The following is a 22,700-nucleotide window of genomic DNA, read 5'->3' as shown; positions in this document are numbered from 1 at the left end:
TGCAGGTGCCTGTGCCATTGGTAGCTGCGGTACATGAAGAGATGTCATTGGTGAGTGATTGTGCTTCAGTAATTGATATAGTATTTCCTGCAGGGACATAGATATATTTATTAGTGGATGGTCTTGTGGTAAAAATTAGACCATTTAACTCGGTTGTTTTAGCTGTTCTGGAAGTCTGGAGATATATATTACGGGCATCGGCAATAAAACTAGTGAAAGTGATATCACCAGTATTAGCTGTTCCTCGCACATACACGGGACTCGTTGATGAGCCAATATCTCCACTTAGTGCTTTGAGGCTAATATTAAACGCAGTTAGGATGCCAGTATTAATAATATTCTGGTCTGAGGTAAGAATAATATAACGCGCAGTAAGGCCTGAAGCTGAAATATTGCCAGTAGCAGTAAGCGTAATTGAATTCGCAGAGATACTGGAAGTGGAAATAGATGTAGAACTTCCTGAGGTTTTAAAGATCAGTGATGCATCAGAGAATGTGAGTGGAGTGGAGGTTGAGAGATTACCTGAAGTTTGTTCAAGCGAAAAGGTTTCTGATGAGAGGAAAGTAATGGTTGGGGTAGCAGCGGCGAAGGCAGAGAGCACACCAGGTGACGCAGTCTTAATGTAGATAGAACCATTCGTTGCTGAGAGTATGAGATTGGTTGCGCTCCATGTAGTTGCACCTGCAATGGTAATTGAATTTGATGAAGTGCCGATAGAGGCGCTATTTGAAACAAGGTTAAGGATACCAGTGCTGGCTATAGTTAGCGTTCCTGTTCCAGTGATATTGCCTGCTGCGGCAAGGTTAAGTGATGAGGCTGTAATAGAAAATGTTCCTAGGTCAATAGCACCTGAAGCAATGATCCTAATCATTGCACTTGAAAGGCTAATGGCTGAAGCGAGGATAATATCACCAGTAGATTGCTCTAGGGAAAAGGTGCCAGCTGCAAGTAATCTAAAGGAGGTAGCAGAGAGAGCTTGCAGCGCTCCTGAAGATGCGGTCTTAATATAGATAGAACCTGCGCTCGCAGAAAGGGTGAGATTAGTAGATGTCCAAGTGCTTGAGGAGCGAGCAATGATAATAGGACTAGTGATGGAACCAATATTGCCCGAGGTGGCAGTGAGGGAGATGGTTGATGCAGTTATAGTACCTGAAGTTGTTGTGATACCTGTAGAGGATTTTAAAATGATGGTCGCTGAGGAATAGTTAATAGAGCCTGTCAGATCTATTACTCCAGCAGTTTGCTCTAGTGAAAAAGTACCAGTTGAAAGAAATGAAATGGTGGAGGAAGCTAACGCAGTTAAAACTCCTACTGAAGAAGTTTTAGTATAGATTGATCCATTTGTGGCAGTGAGGGTTAGATTAGACTCCGTCCAAACATCTGTACTGGGGCGAGCAAGATAGAGTGGCTGATTAGCACTTCCAAGATCTCCTGAACTAGCAATTAAAGTAGCAAAAGAAGCGGTAATGGGGTTGGTGCCAAAAGTTATAGCTCCCTTCGCGTTGCTATAAAAACTATTGACTGAAATAGTTGAAGCACTAAGATTAATATTTCCATTACCTGAGGTAGTGTCTGAAGCAATAAGTCTGATTCCCTTTTTAGCGTAATTCAAATTGTCTGCCAAGGTAATATTTCCACTGAACTGATCTAGAGAAAAGGTTCCAGTCTCACTAAACGATATAGTAGATGTTGCTGAGGCGAGAGTAGAAATAATTCCTGTAGCAGCAGTTCTAATATAGATAGATCCTGCAGGAGTGCTAAGACTTAGATTTGTCGTTGACCAACTTCCGGAAGAGCGAGCAATAGTCAAGGGCTGTTCAATCGTACCAATACTACCTTGCCTTGATTCAAGGGTAAGATTAGAAGCAGTAATTGTACTACCCCCAATGATACTCCCTGATTTTGCAATTAAGGTAACCGGGTAAGTAAAATTAAGATTTGTAGAAATCTGGATATTGTTATATACCTGAACAATTAAAACTTCATTTGCAACAAAAAAACCCTGAGTGCCGGTAGTGTAAGCCAGGCCAAATGTAGAGGTTGATTTCACGCCATTTGTGGTTGAGGTGTCTTCAATAAATAGATAGGCAGTATCTTTGAATGCAAGTGTACTGCTGAAGAATAACACATCTAATCCAAGATCAACTGCTAAATAATTACTGCCAGTAACTGTTTTAATGTACTGAGTATTAAAAAATTGAAACGGTACTGATATATTATTTACAATCTTAGTGCTAGCTTTCCCAACTATATGTAATGGAATTGATTTACTGCCTATATCGCCTTGGGCGTACAATAAAATATCAGTCGCACCAACCGATGTATTTTCTTGTGCAATAATCTTACCCGTAGGTGCAGCGATCCAGATGGAAGATAGAAATGGATTTAGTCCAGGATCGTTATCCCCACTAAAAGGTGCCGCAAGGCTGAGTGAAGAGGAATTTGGGAGCTTGATATCCGTTGATCCGTTTACATCGGCAGCAGTTTTAACTAACACCAATTCAAAATTGATAGTTGAACTCAATGACCCAAGACGCTTAGCATTAATTATTCCATTTGCTATCAAAAAACCACTATCAGAAATAACTGATATTCCATTGGATAAATCAAACCCACCTCTAAGGTGAATACCTGTGCTGTATAAACTTGCTCTGGCATTAAGCAATGGCGATAAGAATCTCTCATCTGCAACAGAACAAGAATTATTGTAAAGAATTGAAAGCAGAACCTGACAACTGCTACTCACTCTATATCCCGCAATGGGGAGGGTTTGTAAGACTGTAATTGTTCCACTGTTATACAAATTGAAAGAATTAGGTCTATCGGGGGCACTGTCTAAGGCATTAGCAGTACTGTCAGCATACAAAAAACCATAACCCTTAAGTGGATTGCCAGTTTCATCACTACTCACCAATGAAGTGGCAAATGAGAACCATTTACCAAATGCCGATGCGCTGAAACTTATATTACGAGCAGTGATAGAATTAGCAGTCCCCGTACCTTCAACTGAAGTGCCAATAATTGGCGCTAAGGATTTTAAGGTAACATCGCCAGGAGTAGTGATGACGCTAAATATAATGCCTGGAGGTATATCAGGGAATGCTCTAGCGACACCAGAGCCCATTATATTCAATGAAACCGCAGTTACATTGGCTCGAGAATTATGAGATGCAAACGAAGAGTCTGTAAGCGTAATTGACACACCACTTAAATTAATCTGACAGCTATTGGTGTAGCTAGTTCCAGAATTACACAACTGCGTGGCTTCAGGAACATTAAAACTGCCAGAGATTTGTTCTAGTAAGTTATTAAAATAATCCGGATCAATAAATTTAATATTCCTAGGATCAGTGAGAAGAAAGAGTCCAGTATTATTTGCTAAGGCAAGTCCATTGGTAAAGGTCCCAGAAGAGGTGATGCCTCTTAATGCTTCAATGGTGATAAGAAAGCCCGAGCTAACTCCTTCTAAAACAGATTCGGTAATAACAAGCGTATTACTACTATCGGTGAGCGAAGATGAATAATAATTACTAATACTGCTGGGGTTATAAATGCTTGAAAGACAAATTGCGGTTGCAGTTGAAGTACAGGTACTTCCAGCGCTAAGAGTTACTGAATGGTATCGCATTAGATAATAGGTAGCAGAAGACGAGGCGCCATAGTAGGTAACTACAGACTGTTTATATGGGCCAGCAATATACCTATGCCAATTATTATTACTCTGACCAGATATTTTTATATGCGCACTCATACCTGAAGCTGATTCAAAATACAATAGTGCTGGTGTGGTGCAGGTTGAACATAAGGTAATTGGATTTGCAGCAGTTCCGATTGATCCTGTTTTGCTGATTAAAGAAAGCCCTCGTACGGTAATTGCAGAAGCCGTCTGGGTAATATTTCCAGACTGCGCAATTAATTCAACAATACTTGTACTCCTTGCCGGATCAGCGTTAATCACGATATTACCACTACCTTGTCTTAATGAAAGTAGATAATCTCCAGATTGCAAAAAAGTATATGTTCCACCAAGTAACTTAATAACATTTGTATCATGGCCTAAATAAATAGAGCCATTCGTAGCGCTTATTGTAACAATGCTTGAAGTAACAGTGCTCACTTCGGTTAGACAATCAGTGCGCGAGGTGCAGGTTACCAAAGTGAGTGGATTTGCTTGACTACCTAGATCTCCCTTGAGAACGGTGATGGTCGTAGCCGGTGCTTTAAGCGTGGCATTTTTGAGCGCGATCCTGTCTGCGCTCAGTGCAAAAGAAGATACCAATGCAGTGAGCGTATCTGTGATGAGGAGATTCGTTTGATTTGATCCGATAGATACAGCCCCTCCAACGATTTCGCCCGAATCAAACTCCAAGTTCAAGGTAGAGGTTGATACTACTGAAATTGGATTAGTACCAAAAGTATATGTACAAGTTAATTCACATGAAATACTATTCGCAGCAATTAGCGACTGCATTTTAATTGTGCCGCTGGCAGAAATATAGATACTAGCATTAGTTCCAATTGCAAGTAAATCTAGTGTGCCATTAGATGAGTTTACTAAAAGTGGTGCGCCATTACTACCGACCGAGCCATTGTTGACAGCTATTGTCGTATTCCCAGTAAATAGAAGCTCAACACCAAAGTTTAGAACAGGTGTATTAATTTGAAAATCGCTTGCGCTGATAGACACATCAGTGGTGCCATTCCCATTTGAATCATTAAATGTACCTTGTGTGCTTACCGCAGCGGAAGCAGTTAGATTTATCTCATCAGTATATTGCTCTAACGCTTGTTCAGTTATATACAGAGTTGTAAAGAGAGTTGTAGAATTTGTGGTGCGGATAAATGAAAATAGCGTGCCTTGGGAAGCTCCAATCGCACTTAGACATTGCTGTTGTGTAGTTACTGTCGGACAAGTATTGCCGCCATACAAAATAACATTGTCATAGAGAAAAAGACGATAGGTAGTTACATTGGCATTATTGTTATAATAAATTTTTACATCTTGATTGCTAGTGCTTTCAAATAGTAATCCAAGTGTCTCAGCTGAAGTGCTCCCTTGTAAGGTTAGGTGGGTTGCTCCACTAACTGGATTGCTGATAAATAAATATGATGGTAAGGTAACTAATGTTAAAGGATTTGCCTGTGAGCCAATCTGAGTGGCTGAAGTAAAACTATAGAGTCCGTTGCTTGAATCCAACGAAGCAGTGGCAGTGGATGTTATCGCACCTTGTTTGGCAGTTAGCTGAAGGTCAGCGCTACTCACGGTACCACTCAGTGAAATAGAGCTACCCATGATATTTGTAATCGCACTAACCACCCCAGCCAGACTGACTGTGCCATCTGAAATAATTGATAAATCCCCAATGTCGCCATCTTCTTGGGTTGTGTTTAATGCCCCTGTAACTGTAACATCTCCTGTTGTAGTGATGTTAATTGATTTTGCTAAAATCGATCCTAAGGTAACCGAGCCCTGTGCTTCAATAGTTAAATCTCCGCCGTTTCGTAAAGCGCCACCTCCATATAGAGGATGATTGTATGTTGATCCTAGACTATTTGCACCAGTTAAACTCACACTGGTAGCAGATTTGATTAATAAATGAGAAAAGCCCCAATTTCCATCACCCAAAGAAACGACATCATCAAATAATATTGGTAGCCCAATTGAGATATGGTTGTTAACATCCGAATTATTTACCGTAGTGGTTTCTAAAATTAATGTGCCTGTCAACCCATTACTACCGCTGGTGCCAAATATTCCTGCCTCAGTAAAGGTTCCAGAAGTATAAATACCATACACTGCTTTTAAATGCAAAGTGCTATTAGTAGTTGAGATAGAACGAAGTGTGTTTACATACAAGGTTGTAGTGCCAGTCCCGCTAATTACATTATTCCCAGATGCATCAAAACCACATTGAGTAGTAGGACAAGTAACTGGTTGAGCCCCTGAAACAATAACAATATAATCAGGGTCTAATAATGTTGTGCCAAACATGCCAGAATTAATAATGGCAGCAGGTTCAATCACTAATGATTTGCCAGAAAACTCAATAAAACCTGGGGCCTGATTATATTGATATTCTTCTGATTGCGTTGAGATTACAGCGCTAGCCTCTGCAGTAGCCACACCCTGCAATGCAAAAATATCTATAGTTCCCTGTGGTGCCGTGACAGCGCCTGAAATAGTGATTGACGATGCTGCACGAATTGAAATCTCACCAAAATGGCTAGCCGAAATAGTGCCAGATTGATGTATTGATTTTGCAATTAACTGAACGCGATCAGTCACTTGAATAGTTCCATAACTCTCAATATTAGAAACTATCAAGCTAGGATTACTGTTTGTTAAGGTGTTACTTTGCACATTATAATGACTATTAGCCAATGTAGTGGCTGCGACAATAAATGTATTGGCTGAAACTGAAGAAGTAGCACCAAAATAAAAACCATTGGGGTTAAGCAACACCACCCTGCCATTTGCTGAAAGCGATCCAAATATACGGGAAGGATTAGTGTCTATTATTGAATTAACTGCAACAGCGCTACTAGAAGGTTGATTAAATCTAACCATCTCCCCTTCCGCAATATTAAATGTATGCCAATTCAATACCACTGAATCTGTAGTTTGATTGATTGTAGTAGAATTGGCATTTTGTGCAACTGTTGCGATACCAGACTCAACAGAATTAAACATTGGGCTGCCTTCTACAGTATAAGCAATCAAGACACTTGCAATACACATAATACCACGAGTAAGTATAAGTTCTCGTAGACTACATTTCATACTGTTCATTACTATGATAGTTTATGATTTTAACACAATAACTAGTTACTTTTTGAAAAAAATACTAATCTAACGCTTGGTAGCGAAATGGGTGGCGGCTCTAGTTATGTAGTAAGAATTCTGCTCTCAATCAAATCTTTCACCACAGTACTATCAGCTAATGTGGAGATATCACCGAGTGAATCTAGTTCGTTGTTTGCAATCTTGCGTAGGATTCGGCGCATGATTTTACCTGAACGAGTCTTGGGTAATGCTGGTGAGAATTGAATAATATCTACACGAGCAATTTTGCCAATCTTTTCTATGACAGTATCATTGAGTTGGTTTTTTAAATCTTCTGTTCCTAGCACCCCACCCTTCAAAGTTACAAATGCGTAGATGGCCTCACCTTTAATCGCATGGCTAAATCCAACCACGGCAGCTTCAGCAACTGCATTGTGGGCTACTAAAGCGCTCTCTACTTCCGCTGTGCCGAGTCTATGCCCAGAGATATTAAGCACATCATCTACCCTGCCAGTTAAAGTATAGTACCCATCTTCATTTCTCATGGCACCATCACCAGTAAAATAATAGCCCGGATAGGTTGAAAAATAGGTTTCATAAAATCGTTGGTGATCGCCCCAGACTGTTTGCATTTGACCTGGCCAACTATCTTTTGCGACAAGGTGTCCGCTGCTTGCACCTTGTAACTCTTGACCTTGTTCATTGACAAGAGCAAGCTCAATACCTGGTAATGGTAAAGTTGCCGAACCAGGAAGCAACGGAGTAGTGAATGGGATGGGTGAAACAAGCACGCCTCCTGTTTCGGTTTGCCACCAGGTGTCTGATATTGGGCACTTGGAATGTCCTATCTGTTCAAAATACCATTTCCACACTTCAGGATTAGTTGGTTCACCTACCACACCTAACACTTTAAGTGAATTTCGTTTGCTGGTTTTTAAGTAATCACTACCGTCACGGATAAGCGCTCTGAGAGCAGTTGGCGCAGTGTAGAAAATTGAAACATTGTGTTTGTCACATTCTTTCCAGAATCTTGAGCTATCAGGATAGTTAGGTATGCCTTCAAACATCACGGTGGTGGTGCCATTTGCTAATGGACCATAGACAACATAGCTATGACCAGTGATCCAACCAACATCGGCAGTACACCAATGAATATCACCCTCTTGGAGATTAAAACAAAGTTTATGCGTATAGCTTGCATATAATAAATATCCAGCGGTGCCATGCACTACGCCCTTCGGCTTTCCAGTAGAACCAGAAGTGTAAAGGATAAAAAACGGATCATCAGATTTAACCGGCACAGCGGGACAATGACTGGTAGCATGGGCGGCTAAATCATGGTACCAATGTTGATTATGATAAAGCGGGGTAGGATCTGTAGAGTTTCTAATTACGATAGTATGTTTAATCAGCGCACAACAGTTTTTGTCTAGAAATGCTTGATCAACATTGCTTTTGAGAGGGATTTTTTTTCCGCCTCTTTTTCCAAAATCAGCAGTGATGATGCCTGTGGCACCGCAATCTACGATGCGATTACTGATGGCATCAGGTGAAAATCCACCAAACACCACGCTATGAATCACACCAATTCGCGCGCAGGCTAGCATGGCTACGGCAGCATCAATAATCATGGGTAAGTAGATAATAATCCGATCGCCCTTTGTGTATCCTAGTTGGATTAATACATTAGCAAATCTACAAACTCGCTCATGCAGTTCAGCGTAAGTAACTGACTTAGAATCTTGAGGGTCATCACCAATCCATACTATTGCAGTTTGATTGGCTCGCTTAGCCAAATGGCGATCTAAACAATTAACTGATACATTAATTTCTCCACCGACAAACCAACGAATATGAAAATCATTTTTTTGATACGAAGTATCTTTCACATTACTAAATGGCGTGATCCATTGAAGCGTAGATTGAGCTAGCTCACCCCAAAACGTTTCTTTATCTGAAATTGATTGTTGATACAAACTCTGATACTGAGCAAAACTCTGCACATCAGTTCTAGTGCTACTTGGATTAACGACTATGGTATTTTGTTTCATACAATATTTCCTAGCATTATCTCACAATTCTTTGTTGTATTAAATCCTGCACTACACTGGTATCCGCAAGCGTAGTAATATCTCCAAGGCTTTCGCAATCATTATTAGCAATTTTGCGTAAGATTCTACGCATGATTTTTCCAGAACGAGTTTTAGGTAACGCTGGTGAAAATTGAATGATATCAACCCGAGCAATTTTGCCAATCTTGGTGATAACGGTATCATTGAGTTGATGTTTTAAATCTTCACTTCCTGCAACACCAGATTTAAGTGTAACAAAAGCATAAATAGATTCACCTTTGATATCATGTGGAAAGCCTACCACTGCAGCCTCAGCAACACTAGCGTGTGAGACTAGGGCGCTTTCCACTTCGGCAGTGCCAATCCGATGTCCAGATATGTTAAGCACATCATCTACCCTGCCAGTTAAGGTGTAGTAACCTTCCGCGTCACGATTAGCCCCATCGCCAGTAAAATAATACCCAGGATACATAGAAAAATAAGTATCATAAAATCGTTGGTGATCGCCCCAGACTGTTTGCATTTGACCTGGCCAACTATCCTTAACTACCAAGTATCCACTTCCTTCTCCTTGAATTTCTTTTCCAGTTTCATCTAGTAATGCAAGCTCAATACCTGGTAATGGTACGGATGCCGAACCTGGTTCAAGTGGCGTGCAAAATGGTATAGCAGAAATCATCGCGCAGCCAGTTTCAGTTTGCCACCAGGTGTCAATAATTGGGCACTTGCCATGTCCAACTTTTTCAAAATACCATTTCCAAACTTCAGGATTGGTTGGCTCACCAGCCACACCCAATATTCTCAATGAGCTTCGTTTAGTATTTTTCAAATACTCATCGCCATCTTTAATCAATGCTCTGAGTGCAGTAGGCGCAGTAAAAAAAGTTGTTACTGACAAAGCATCACACTCTTTCCAGAATCGTGAGCTATCAGGGTAATTAGGTAGCCCCTCATACATTACTGAAGTAACTCCATTACTCAAGGGGCCATACACCACAAAACTATGCCCAGTAATCCAACCAATATCAGCACCACACCAATAAATATCATCTGGCTGTAGATTAAAACATTTTTGCATTGCATGATGCGCGTATAACAAATACCCTGCTGTGCTATGCACGACGCCTTTTGGTTTTCCAGTTGAACCTGAAGTATAGAGTATAAAAAATGGGTCATCTGCTTTTACCGCAACTGGCGCACAGTAATCACTTGCATGTTTTGCTAATTCATGGTACCAGTGGTAACCGTTTTTGAGAGTGACACCTTCCATAGAGTTTCTAACTACAATAGTATGCTTAACTATGGTCGCGCACTCATCTCGCTCAAGTGCTTTTTCAACATTAGATAATAATGGAATTTTTTTTCCTCCCCGATTAGAGAAATCTGCAGTGATTACACCAGTCGCACCACAATCAGTAATTCTATTTGCAATTGATTCAGGAGAAAAACCAGCAAAGACAACACTATGGATAACGCCAATGCGAGCGCAAGCCAGCATGGCTACTACAATATCTACAATCATAGGAAGATAAATGATAACTCTATCGCCCTTTTGATACCCTAGTTGGATTAAGACATTGGCAAAGCGGCAAACGCGCAAATGCAATTCACGATATGTTACCCGATGATACTTACCTGGCTCATCACCTATCCATATAATTGCAAGGTGGTTGCCTCTGGCATCCAAATGTCTATCTAAACAATTAACAGAAACATTTAGCTCGCCACCAACAAACCAACGAATCCTAAAATCTTCCTGAGCAAATGATGTGTCTTTTACTTTATGAAATGGAGTTATCCAATTTAGCTGTTGTGATTCAGCACCCCAATACTCTGACTTATCAGCAATAGACCTAGCATAGAGCTTCTGGAAGTCAGGGAATGTCATCATTCCCTGACGATCCGTTACAGAAGCTACAGTAATTCTAGCCAAACTACCTCCCTAAGCGGTTATGCTATGATTAGAATGAATACTTTAAAGCTAATTCAAATCTATTAACTGTGCCTTTAACCTGCGGCTTTAATTTGTCAGAAGCAAAATCAGTTGTGCGATACTTCAAATTTGATACTAAATTTTGCCCAAATTCAAAACCAATATCAAAGTTTTTAATTGGTGAATAAAATACATTAAAGAACCAACCAGTGCTAGAGACTATTTGTGTTGGTAGAGAACCGACAGGTAAATTACCTTTCTTACTATTATCCAAATCAATCGTTTGTCCAGCAAATGCAATAGTACTACGCACCTGGGTATCATAATTCCATTTAATCGCCAAAGAATACAATGTGGAATTAGTTAAATCCAATTTAATATCTTTGCTTGTGGAATTAACATCTACTGCGTTTTGGCTTGTTGCATAGAGTACCCCGTCTTTTGCAGAACCAAAGGAACCATATCTACCAATATTTCCTGTATCAACGGTAAAGCGTACATCTCCGCCATCAAAGTTAAATTTGCCAGAGAAGCCTAACGCATAGCCTATTTCATATATACTAATTTGTTTTCCCGATGCAACTACTGTGCCTTCGTAGCCTAGTTCACGAATCAACCCTCTAACTGCCACAGACATATCAGCATTTTTAAATACATATTTTAAAGTAATATCTGGAATCCTAGAAGTGCCTATAAATGTTGGATTGGTAAGGCTAAGTGCGCTAGCATTGGCGACTAATTTATTTTTACCAGCTTCTAGTGTAGTCGCGGGTTTTTCTAAACCAATTGAAAAGCCGCCACTAGTTGTATATCGTATTAATGGCTGTCGATTAAAAATCACACCATCGGTTGTGCCAAGAAATTCAACCGTTTCTGGATAGGTGTCAGTAGTTTGAAATGTAGTCCAATCTTGTCCAAAAGTCCATGTTCCATTTGCATCAGCAATAGTGGCATACGCCAATCTCATGCGAGGAACAAATGAATTGGAAACAACTGAATTAGAACCAGTAACATTTGTATTTAGAAAATCAAACTCAATAACTGAACCAACGGTAGTGCCATCATCTAGTTTTGTGCTGGTATTAATTGCAAAACGAGTTTGTCTTGAAGTCAAATCAACAAAAGTTCTAGGTGTGCATTCTTTTATCGTTGGTAAATTACATTTAATAACCTTGGCTGGGAAATAATGAGCGGCGGATAAATCATCTGCATCATTAGCTGAGCTCTTGCTAGCCTTATCAAAACTTGCTGAGAGCATATTGACTCTGATAAACCCTTTGAGTGATACTGTGGTGTTGCCCGAAACTATATCAACGGCTTGAGCTATTGAGAACATAGAAACAAGTAACCCGACTAATCCAATTTTACATCCAGTAATACATTTCATAATTGCAATCTCCTTTATAGTGTACTTTACTTGATTTATATTAAACTTTGTTAATCATTATTGCAATCATACTAAAGTCTAATATGTAGGATAGTATTAGTACTATTGATTTAGATTATTATAATTAGAAATAACATTTAACTAAAGGAGGTTTGTTATGAATCAAAAAACTACCGCAGCTCCCTTAACCGGTGAAGAAAAAAAAGTTATCTTCGCTTCTTCAGTAGGAACTATTTTTGAATGGTACGATTTTTACTTGTATGGATCACTTGCAGTATTTATCGCAGCGGCCTTTTTCTCAAAACTAGATGCTGGCTCGGCATTTATTTTTACCCTGTTAGCTTTTGCCGCTGGTTTTATTGTTAGACCATTTGGTGCGCTAATTTTTGGAAGGCTCGGCGATATGATTGGAAGGAAATACACATTCTTATTAACGATCATAATAATGGGTATATCTACATTTGCTGTCGGTCTACTTCCAACCTATGATGCGATTGGGATCTTAGCACCGATATTGTTAATTACCTTACGGATGCTCCAAGGGCTAGCACTGGGCGGTGAGTATGGAGGTGCTGCAATTTATGTAACTGAGCATGCGCAAGCACATAATCGTGGATATTTCTCCTCATTCATACAGACCACTGCAACATTGGGTTTATTTATGTCGCTCTTAGTTATTCTTGGACTGAGAACCTACATGGGTGAAGACACCTTCAAGGCTTGGGGTTGGAGAGTGCCATTTCTACTTTCATTCTTCCTTTTCTTGATTTCTCTGTATGTGCGATTAAAATTAAATGAATCGCCTGCGTTTAAGAAAATGAAAGAAGAAGGTAAACATTCTAAAGCTCCTCTCAGTGAAGCATTTGGAAAGTGGAGTAATCTTAAGATAGTTATCATCGCATTATTAGGGTTAACTGCTGGTCAAGCAGTAGTGTGGTATACCGGACAATTTTATGCTTTATTCTTCTTAACCAACACTATGAAAGTTGATGGCGTAACTGCAAACTGGTTAATCGTTGCATCACTTGCGATTGGTACTCCATTTTTTATTATCTTTGGTATTCTCTCAGATAAGATTGGTAGAAAACCCATTATCTTAACGGGATGTTTGTTGGCAGCATTAACTTATATTCCAATATTTAAGATGTTGGCTAATTCTGTAAATCCTGATTTATATCAAGCCCAGGTCTCATCACAGATAAAAGTTTACGCTGACCCTGAAGATTGTAATTTCCAATTCAATCCCACAGGAACTGCTAAATTTACCAACTCTTGTGATATTGCCAAGCAAGCATTGAGTAAACGCTCAGTTAGCTCTGACACCTTAGACTTACCTGCAGGTTCTATTGCGTACATTGAAATTGCTGGCAATAAAATTGAGTCCTACTCATCTGCTGGTCTCACACCAGATGATGCAAAAGCAAAAGCGGGTGCATTTGATACGGCTATTAATAACACATTAATTAATGCTGGCTACCCTACCACTACAGTCACAGAAAAAATACCAGACCCAGCTGACCCAACAAAAATGATAGTCAAAATGGTGCCTGATGCTATTGACCCAACTAAAATGGTTGAGAGTACAAAAACAGTTTTAGCTACCAAAGCTAATCCTGAAAAAGTAGATTGGATAATAGCAATACTAATCCTATCGTACTTAGTTATTCTCGTAACCATGGTGTATGGACCAATTGCAGCAGCATTAGTGGAGCTCTTTCCAACTAGGATTAGATACACTTCCCTTTCATTGCCATATCACATTGGTAATGGTTGGTTTGGTGGATTACTACCTGCAACTTCATTTGCAATCGCAGCCCAAACAGGTAATATCTATAGTGGGCTATGGTATCCTATCTGCATCGCCGCCATGACCTTTGTGATAGGAATGCTCTTTATCCCAGAAACAAAAGATAGGGATATCTATGCGGAAGACTAGGCTGTAAGCATTTTGCTGTAAAGATTAAAAGTACTAAAAAAACACCCGCTTCGTTGAAATAATAGCGGGTGTTTTTTTAGTACTTATTGATGTTATTGAACCATCGAGTATTGTATTTAATACCTTATATAATATATTGTGAATGGTAAAATCAACTAAAATTCTATCCGTACATATTGCTGATGACCATCCATTGATACGAAGTGGGATTCAAGAACTTCTGGCATCTCATTTTGGGAAAAAGGTACTGGTTACTGGGTCAGGCACCCTTGATGAAGCTTCTGCATATTTGAAAAAGCATCAAGTTGATATTTTGTTGCTTGATTTACATTTGCCAGATTCGGATTCTTTCACTGGTTTGATTAAAATCAAAAGTCAGTTTAAAACCATGCCTGTTGTGATATTAACCGCAGATAATACCCCCGAGATATGTGAACAAGCTAAGCGGTATGGTGCTTCTGGATTTGTTTCAAAGCATCTTAATACGGTTGAACTAATTTACTGTCTAGAACATGTACAAAAGGGGTTAGTGTGGTTTCCAGCAACCACAAAACAATCGGCATCTCCTGAAGCGGGCATATTGGAAAAAATCGCCACCTTGAGCCCCCAGCAACATGAAGTACTCCGTCTCGTCGCAAAGGGGTTACAAAATAAAATAATTGCCCATCAACTATCAATTACTGAAGCAACCGTTAAATCCCATATTAGCTCAATTTTATTAAAATTAAAAGTGCGTAATCGAACTCAAGCGGTATTGCTCTACAATCATCGTTAATACCTAGCTACTAATGACAGGTTTTATTATAGGAAGTTTATGTATTTTCTTAGTGATTAGTTTATTTTTTATAGGTAAATACTCCGACAATCCCAACTCCTTTTTGCATGCGCTGAGTAAAAAACCATACACCTATGGCTTAAGCCTAGGGGTGTATTGCACGGCATGGACTTTTTATGGTCTGGTTGGTACTGCGACAACGAGCTTTTATCAATTTTTTCCAATCTTACTTGGGCCAGTTATTTTATTTATCTTTGCAGGGAAGTTCATTACTTCAATCTTTGAGCGCTCTCGAGATGCTGAACATAGCACTATCAATGATTTTATTAGCGGTCTCTATGCTCACAATCGGTTAGTGAGCTTAAGTATTGCTTGTATCTTAACAATTGCAATTATCCCATACATATCATTACAATTACAGGCGGTATCTTTTATCTTTGAGATACTAGCAACTGATTATCCAAATCTGCAACAGCAATCTGTCGTCATCACTGCATTGGCTATGATTTTATTTGTTTTATTTTTTGGAGTGAGAAAATTTGAACGCCATTCATTTCAGCCTGGGTTAGTAAATGCAGTAGCATTTGAATCACTAGTGAAATTAGTCATTATGATTATTTTTATGTTTGTTGCGATTCGATTATTATCAGACCTTCCTAGTGGTGAACTTATCCAGAGACATACGACATTAATAAATAAACCATTTTCATTATTAGACTTCGCACTTAATTCGTTTATATCCGCTTTTTCAGCTATTTGTTTGCCTAGAATGTTCCATATGATATTTTCTGAATGTCAATCTAGAAATAATTTTAACTTTGGCATTCGTTTTTTTATTTTTTATCTTCTCATTTTTATAGTGTCTATTTGGCTATTAGCATTACTGGCTACCAATAATACAAGTTTAATACATACCTCACCTGATCACTTGACCGTAAACATGTTTTTGAATTCACCTATATTGCTTGCGTTGGCGTGTTTGGGTGGATTCTCAGCTGCCACTGCAATGATTATTGTCTCCACTACTGCACTAAGTCAAATTATAACCAATGACTTAATTTTTCCATTTTTATTCTCTTCTAAGCATTCTGATACTTTTACTGTGCGGGGTGGCAAGTCAATACTTAGAACTCGGAAGTTTGTGATCATTACCATTATAGTGTCGGCTTGGCTAGTACAAATAAATTTACCCAGTAGTATTGCGTTAACACAAATTGGCCGACTTTCATTTTCACTTATCGCACAATTATCGCCTATCTTGCTCTTTGGATTGTACTGGAAACATGCGCGACCAATCAGCGCGCTGATTACATTAGTTTCTAGCTTTGTTCTGTGGGTTTGGTTGCAAGCCGTGCCTCTTATGACTGGTGAAATCATTGCAATATCATCGCTAACCATTTTAAATAATTTACTTTTTAGTGCGCTCTTATATGTCACTACTTCTGTAGTATTACATTTCCAAATCCGTAGCGAAACCACACCCGTCTCTCCGTATCCAAACTTAAAACTTGTTGATATGAGAAATATTTTAAGTAAATTTACTGGCGATGAAAATACTAACCAGTTTTTACGCACGATAATCCGCAATGAAGACGAGTTACTTTCGGGACTAGATATTGGGCACTGTGAGCGTTATCTCAGTAACTTTATTGGGAGTACTTCGGCACGAAATGTTATAATTTCTTTCCAATCAAACTCTGGTCTTGCTATTGCAGAAGCCACCGAGCTGCTCAATACTACCACTCACGCACTAAAACAAAATTACTCACTCATGCAGACTATGTTTGATAATATTGAAATAGGGATTGCCGTTAGTAATGATAGAAATAATTTAGTTACTTGGAATCGTTACTATCAGTCAATTTATCAATACCCTGATAACTTTTTGTTTATCGGCAGACCGATTCGATCCATACTGGAATACAATGCAGCACGGGGTATGTTTGATACACAATACTCAAAAGAACATAGTGTCGCAAAAAGACTTTCCTATATTCAAAATGGCATTGCGTACACTGCGATTCGGCGTAATCTACTTAATAATAAACATATCAGAATTAGAGGAAGCGCTTTACCAGGTGGTGGATATATTACGACATACCAAGATGTTACCGAGACTGTTGAAACGCAACAAGTATTGGAACGCACGGTTGAAGCGCGTACTAATAAAATTGCAACTATAAATCAAAAATTAATTCAAGAAATAGAAAAACAAAAACAAACGGAGATCAAGCTGCGGGCATCTAATCGGCATGTGGCACATATCAACAAGAATAAAACGCTGTATCTGTCGCTCCTTAATCATGATGTCGCACAACCGATCAATGCCGCATTAATGTATGTCAACAGTCTAGAACAAAAACAAAATAATAAGGTAGTCCTCCGTCTGGCTTCAAATATTAATACCGCCATACAATCAGCACAACAAATTATTTCTGATATCACCACTATTTCTAATTTAGACACATTAAAAGAAACCAGCGTACTTGCATCAATCTCACTAGATGAAATACTTGAATCAGTTATTAATGTTACCAAAGCAGAACTAAGCCCCAACACTACTTTAGTCTATAAACCATGTGGTTTATTTGTTTATTCTGATCCTCGGTTGCTGCACAGAGTCTTGCAAAACTTAATTTCAAATAGCGTTAAATACACTCCGAAGGGGAAAATAAATATATCGTTTCTCGTGGTAAATAAACAAGTGATTATTACTATTCGTGATACCGGTATTGGGGTGCGTAAAGATGAACTGAAAAATATTTTTCGCAAAAGGTTTCGTGGCACCAACGCTACCAAACAAAGTGGTAGTGGCCTAGGACTAACTATCGCAAGAAGATTTGCTGAGCAAATCCAAGCTAAATTAACTTTTAATTCAACATTAGGCAAGGGAAGTGTATGCACTATCACTGTGCCAACTGCACCGTACCAAGAATTCGATAGAACTTCCCCACCACCAAATCATTCTAAAAATAAATCATCAAAATATATTTATTATATTGACGATGATAAACAATGCCTACAATCTATGCAAGAACTACTCCAGAGTTGGGATCTTTCAATTATCACCTCAAGCAAACCACACCTACCAAAGCAACCCCCAGATGTAATAATCATAGACTATCATCTATACAACTCTAAACAAAATGGCTACACCATCGCATTACAATGCAAAAAGAAATTTCCTGAGGCAATCATTGCAATTGTGTCAGCCGATCTTACGCTACCGATAAAGAAATTTACTAGACAAGGCTTTGCCTTTATTCACAAACCAATTCAACCAGCACTACTACGAGCACTAATCGCTTCAAAACTTAATGGGTAAGTTGTAGGAAAATAGTTTCTTGCTATTTAGCCAATTATTAGAAATAAATAAATTGTAAAAATCAGAAAACCACACATGTAGTTATGTCTATTAATAATTATAATAGTATAAATATGAAACCAGGCTATATAATAAAATGGAGGAAACATGGATAACGCACTAATTAATTTCATTTTAGAAGCAGCAAGGGACAATTTTGCAGTAGCACTACTGTTTGCTTATACCATGTATAGGATGAAATTATTGGAAGTCAGCCATACCTCACTTGAGAATAAAATAGATGAATTGATCAAGGGGTTTAAAGGAGTTGCTAATGATATTCATGCGATTAAAGTAGATATTGCTCGGATATATGAAAGGCAAGATTCCATGCATGTTAGAGTGCATTTGCTCGAAGATGTAATAATTAGAAAAAGAAAAACTAAACTTGCCTTACCCCCAGATACAGCTCACCTTTTAAAAGCGCATAAATAATTATAACGATCAGAGCAAGGCTAACTCCAAACACTGTTTGACTCTCTAGAGTACTGGAGATCAAAGTATTTTTGTATTTAACGGGTAAGCTGTAGGAAAATATCTTCTAGGCTTGCTTCTTGGGTTTGAATATCAACTACTGAAAGTTTGCTTGCTACAATTTGTTGGAGTAACTTATCCGCACTTACTTCACTGGGTTTATAGTGAATAGATAGTATGGTGCCACCTTCTTCTTTTTTGGTAAGTTCAACATGGTAAGAGGTCAGCGCGTTGGGAATATCGTTTTGCTGGTCTGACAAATGTACTTTAAGAATCTTGCTGTCAAATTGTTTAATGAGTTGCTTTGTGGGTTGATCAGTAATAATATTGCCATGATTTAAAATCGCAATATGCTCACAGATTGCCTCCGCCTCTTCAAGGTAATGAGTGGTAAGCAATATGGTAGTACCTTGTGCATTAAGAGTGCGAATGGCTTCCCACAATTGATGACGAAGGTCCACATCAACTCCAGCAGTTGGCTCATCTAAAATTAGAATTGGGGGGTTATGCACCATCGCTTTTGCCACCATTAACCTTCTTCTCATGCCACCTGATAAATCTTGAGAGCCAGAGTTCGCTTTGTCAGTTAAATGGAGCAGGGAGAGGATGTGGTCGGTGCGCCGATCTTTTTTTCTTACTCCAAATAATCCCGCATGTAAATCTAAGATTTGTCTTGGGGTAAAAAATGGGTCTATGTGTAATTCTTGTAATACAACTCCTAAAGATAATTTGCATTTACTTTCTTGCGTATCTAAATCATACCCCATCACCTTTACCTTCCCTTCCGATTTCAAAACGATGCCAGCAAGAATGTTAATCAGCGTTGATTTTCCTGCACCATTGGGCCCGAGCAAACCATACACTGATCCAACCGGTATCTGTAAAGAGACTTGCTTTAGTGCGGTGTGGCTTTTTTTATGGCTTTTATTTGCTGCGTAGGTTTTTCCTAATCCTTCAATTTCTATTGCATACATGTTATTTGTTCCTCTTAGAAATTGTTTTTTGGGTGGGCTGACCTACCACCAAAGTATCAGGCTCAACTGATCGTCGCACGGTAGTTCCGGCTCCAATAACTACTCTGTCTTCTAAAGTTACTGGAGCGACCAGCTCTACTCCAGATCCGACAAACACATCGTTGCCTATTGTGGTTGTATGTTTTTGTTTGCCATCATAATTGCAAGTTATGGTGCCAGCACCGATGTTTACATTTTTTCCAATGGTAGTGTCTCCGATGTAGCTTAGGTGATTTACTTTAGATCCAGCCCCAATGGTGCTTTTTTTAATTTCAACAAAATTGCCAACTCTAGCTGCATCGGACAAAACTGTGCCAGGACGCAATCTAGCATAGGGTCCAACAGTGACTCCTGCTCCAATTGTGACACCATCAAGATGAGAGAAAGATCGTATTAGCGATCCTGAACCAATGGTTACATTTATCAATACGCAATATGGCTCAATGCGTACATTATCTCCTAAAATTACTTTTCCGATAATGACACAGCCGGTATCTATGGTGCAATTTACTCCAAAAACAAACTGCGAACTGTAAGAGCGAATATGGGTATTGTTAACATCGGCGATAAACAGCCCTTTTCGTAATGCTTCTAACGCAATTCTATGTTCATATACTTTGGCTTGCCGATGTAGCTCATCAAGACTATTGACGCCAAGAATTTCTTCACTGTCGGATGCGATAACGAGTTGCGCACACTTAGCCAGTGCGGCAAGATCCGTCAAATAATATTCTCCATTTAATTTGTTTGGTTTGATGCCTTTAAGATACCTTTCTAGCAATGGCACTTCTGCAATAATAACTCCGCTATTAACTAATTTATTTTTTTTCATACTAGCATTACAATCCCGCTCTTCTGTAATTGATTGAATAGTTTTTCCTTTCAAAACAATTCGACCATACCCAGTGGGATTATCTATCTTAGCGCCAAGATATACCAGTTTAGCTTTGGCTTGGAGTAATTTTGTTAGGGTATGGACTTGCAACAAAGGAGAGTCGGCATAGAGTACTAATGCCCGTTTATAATTATGCAATTCAGGCAACGCCACCATCAGAGCATGCCCAGTACCTTTCTGTTCGGTTTGTTTCAAACAAACCAGATTGACTGACGAATGGCCAAATATTTTCATACAACGAGTGGCTTCATCTTCTACTAGCTCTGATTGATGCCCAACCACTACGATAATTTTATTTGGTGATAGTGAGTAGGCATTTCTTAATGACATTGCTAATAAGGTTCCTGAAGCAAATGGAACTAAAGGTTTAGGCACGGTGGTTTTTAATCTCGTTCCTTTGCCCGCAGCGAGAATAACTACCGCTAAGGACATAACCCACGAAGTAGTGAGGTTAAGAAATTATCGCTAGGATTTACTGTGCTACAAGTTGGTGAACCAAATAAAGCAAATAAAGCATCTAGCACACCCACTAGAATAGCACTAATGCCTGTGTAGCTAGCTTGAGGTGTGGTTGGGGCAGCATTTGATACGGTGAACTGTCTGTCATCTGTTGCGCTAAACGCAGTAGCGCCATCATGAAATACTGTAACTGTATAGCTATAAATCCGATTGGTCAACTTTCGTAACAACACTTCATTTTCAACATCAACTAAGGCTGGATCATTATTGCTTGAAGTTGGAGTAGTTCTATAATCTCTGCGCAGAAAAGCCGATCTTCCAGATGCAACGATAACTGATACAAGGGTAAAATCAGGCTCTCCTGTGCCAGAACTAATATAAACTCTATTAGCACTTGATCCAATATCATCTGCACTACCACTTGCAATTAATGAAATTGTAGGAGCAGTTAACTTGTTATTTGAACTGGTAGTAGTAATTGACTGTGCAGTTAGAGAAATACTATTGGCAGTTATAGAATTAGAAATTGAAATCGCACCACTGGTAGCTACAAAAATAAAATCAACATCCTCTTTTGTAATCGCTGATAAGGTGAGCGTGCCTGAAGATTGTATCCATAAAAAAGTACCAAGTGTAAATGAACTAGGTATTACCGCTGCATCAAAAACATTGCTACTTGTTAGAAAAATGCCTGTTGTAGCCTTACTAGAGTTAGTTAAAACTAATGAAGTCGCACTCCAAGAACTACAGGTGCCACAAGTAATTGATATTGGAGCGGTTGCACTACCGATACTCCCATTGGTGGCGGTGAGAGAGATAATTCCAGTTGATCCTACGGTAATGGTTCTATTATTGTTAGTAATATTGCGGTTGGCAGTTATGGTTATCATGCCTCCAGAAATGTTTCCGCCATTTACATTAATATCAGCATTAGTTGCGGAAGCGGAAATTAAAATTATATTGGTGGCGGCAGTTGCACTGGTAATTGCACCAAGGGTAAGTGATGAAGAAGTTGATGAGAGGTAGATATCACCTGCAGTTGCAGTTGCGATAAGGTCTCCTGTAATTGCGTTTTGAGTAATCAAAATGGGATTCGATGAGGAACCGATATTTCCATTGGTGGAGGTGAGAGAGATAGTTCCAGATGCTCCTGAAGTTAGGATGCCCGTTGTAGTGGTGAGGTTTGTATCAGCAGTAAGGGAGATTGAGGTAGCGGTAATATTGAAGCTAGAGAGATCTATGGTTGCAGAGGTAGCTGATGCGGTAAGTTTAATAGTTGCATTTGGAAAGTTAATGGTAGCAGGGAGGGTTATAGAGCCAGTGGTTTGTTCAAGTGAGAAGGTGCCAGTTGGTAAGAAGGTAATAGATGGTGTTGCAGCGGTGAGCGCTGAGAGTGCACCAGTAGATGCAGTTTTAATAAAGAGAGAGCCATTGGTGGCTTTGAGGGTAAGGTTTGAGCTAGTCCAATTACCTGAAGTTCGTTCAATGATAATGGGATTCAATAAGGAGCCGATATTTCCATTGGTAGCGATGAGGGAGATAGTTCCAGATGCTCCTACGGTAATGGAACCTGAAGTTTGAGTAATTGAGGTAACGGCAGAGAGCGTT

General features: G+C 39.2%; 11 protein-coding genes. 4 read left to right on the top strand and 7 right to left on the bottom strand.

Annotated elements, in window-relative coordinates:
- From QM538_07670 to QM538_07655, 4 genes are all read right to left on the bottom strand, one after another.
- Window positions 1-6,781: filamentous hemagglutinin N-terminal domain-containing protein (locus tag QM538_07670; GenBank protein MDI9348365.1), on the bottom strand; the 6,781-nt coding region annotated here is incomplete at its 3' end.
- 104 nt (window positions 6,782-6,885) lie between these two features.
- Window positions 6,886-8,835, bottom strand: a complete 1,950-nt coding sequence (gene acs, locus QM538_07665; GenBank protein MDI9348364.1) for an acetate--CoA ligase — start codon at window positions 8,833-8,835, stop codon at window positions 6,886-6,888.
- Window positions 8,836-8,851: 16 nt separating this feature from the next.
- Entirely contained in the window at window positions 8,852-10,789 is a 1,938-nt protein-coding gene (gene acs, locus QM538_07660; GenBank protein MDI9348363.1) for an acetate--CoA ligase, read from the bottom strand.
- A gap of 28 nt (window positions 10,790-10,817) precedes the next feature.
- Window positions 10,818-12,176 carry a DcaP family trimeric outer membrane transporter gene (locus tag QM538_07655; GenBank protein ID MDI9348362.1) on the bottom strand — a complete coding sequence of 453 codons (1,359 nt, stop codon included), beginning with the start codon at window positions 12,174-12,176 and terminating at the stop codon, window positions 10,818-10,820.
- 157 nt (window positions 12,177-12,333) lie between these two features.
- Here QM538_07655 and QM538_07650 point away from each other — a divergent pair, with 157 nt between their 5' ends.
- The 4 genes from QM538_07650 to QM538_07635 all read left to right on the top strand — a co-directional run bounded on the left by QM538_07650 (window position 12,334) and on the right by QM538_07635 (window position 18,686).
- Complete coding sequence (locus QM538_07650) at window positions 12,334-14,112, top strand: MFS transporter (protein ID MDI9348361.1); 1,779 nt, start codon at window positions 12,334-12,336, stop codon at window positions 14,110-14,112.
- Between the two features lie 142 nt (window positions 14,113-14,254).
- Window positions 14,255-14,887, top strand: a complete 633-nt coding sequence (locus QM538_07645) for a response regulator transcription factor (GenBank protein ID MDI9348360.1) — start codon at window positions 14,255-14,257, stop codon at window positions 14,885-14,887.
- 13 nt (window positions 14,888-14,900) lie between these two features.
- Window positions 14,901-18,212: a PAS domain-containing hybrid sensor histidine kinase/response regulator gene (locus QM538_07640; GenBank protein MDI9348359.1), complete on the top strand. Its 3,312-nt coding sequence runs from the start codon at window positions 14,901-14,903 to the stop codon at window positions 18,210-18,212.
- 147 nt (window positions 18,213-18,359) lie between these two features.
- Complete coding sequence (locus QM538_07635) at window positions 18,360-18,686, top strand: hypothetical protein (GenBank protein MDI9348358.1); 327 nt, start codon at window positions 18,360-18,362, stop codon at window positions 18,684-18,686.
- Between the two features lie 77 nt (window positions 18,687-18,763).
- Here the strand turns inward: QM538_07635 and QM538_07630 are convergent, their stop codons facing one another.
- The 3 genes from QM538_07630 to QM538_07620 all read right to left on the bottom strand — a co-directional run.
- Window positions 18,764-19,699 (bottom strand): ABC transporter ATP-binding protein, encoded by a 936-nt coding sequence (locus tag QM538_07630; protein MDI9348357.1) that lies wholly within the window; start codon window positions 19,697-19,699, stop codon window positions 18,764-18,766.
- Window position 19,700: 1 nt separating this feature from the next.
- On the bottom strand, window positions 19,701-21,065 hold the full coding sequence (gene glmU, locus QM538_07625) for a bifunctional UDP-N-acetylglucosamine diphosphorylase/glucosamine-1-phosphate N-acetyltransferase GlmU (GenBank protein MDI9348356.1): 1,365 nt from the start codon (window positions 21,063-21,065) through the stop codon (window positions 19,701-19,703).
- The coding region (locus QM538_07620) for a hypothetical protein (protein MDI9348355.1) at window positions 21,056-22,700 on the bottom strand (1,645 nt) is incomplete at its 5' end. The genes QM538_07620 and glmU, both read right to left, overlap by 10 nt.

This window comes from Candidatus Methylacidiphilales bacterium, assembly GCA_030054035.1.
Lineage (GTDB): Bacteria > Pseudomonadota > Gammaproteobacteria > JASGCS01 > JASGCS01 > JASGCS01.
Note: the sequence above shows the minus strand (reverse complement) of the source record. Positions and strands in the feature narration are given on the sequence as shown.

Bases quoted from the DNA above. Each gene is read 5' to 3' on its own strand.
- acs (MDI9348364.1), bottom strand. From the start codon at position 8,835: ATGAAACAAAATACCATAGTCGTTAATCCAAGTAGCACTAGAACTGAT.
- QM538_07655 (MDI9348362.1), bottom strand. From the start codon at position 12,176: ATGAAATGTATTACTGGATGTAAAATTGGATTAGTCGGGTTACTTGTT.
- QM538_07650 (MDI9348361.1), top strand. From the start codon at position 12,334: ATGAATCAAAAAACTACCGCAGCTCCCTTAACCGGTGAAGAAAAAAAA.
- QM538_07645 (MDI9348360.1), top strand. From the start codon at position 14,255: ATGGTAAAATCAACTAAAATTCTATCCGTACATATTGCTGATGACCAT.
- QM538_07640 (MDI9348359.1), top strand. From the start codon at position 14,901: ATGACAGGTTTTATTATAGGAAGTTTATGTATTTTCTTAGTGATTAGT.
- QM538_07635 (MDI9348358.1), top strand. From the start codon at position 18,360: ATGGATAACGCACTAATTAATTTCATTTTAGAAGCAGCAAGGGACAAT.
- QM538_07630 (MDI9348357.1), bottom strand. From the start codon at position 19,699: ATGTATGCAATAGAAATTGAAGGATTAGGAAAAACCTACGCAGCAAAT.
- glmU (MDI9348356.1), bottom strand. From the start codon at position 21,065: ATGTCCTTAGCGGTAGTTATTCTCGCTGCGGGCAAAGGAACGAGATTA.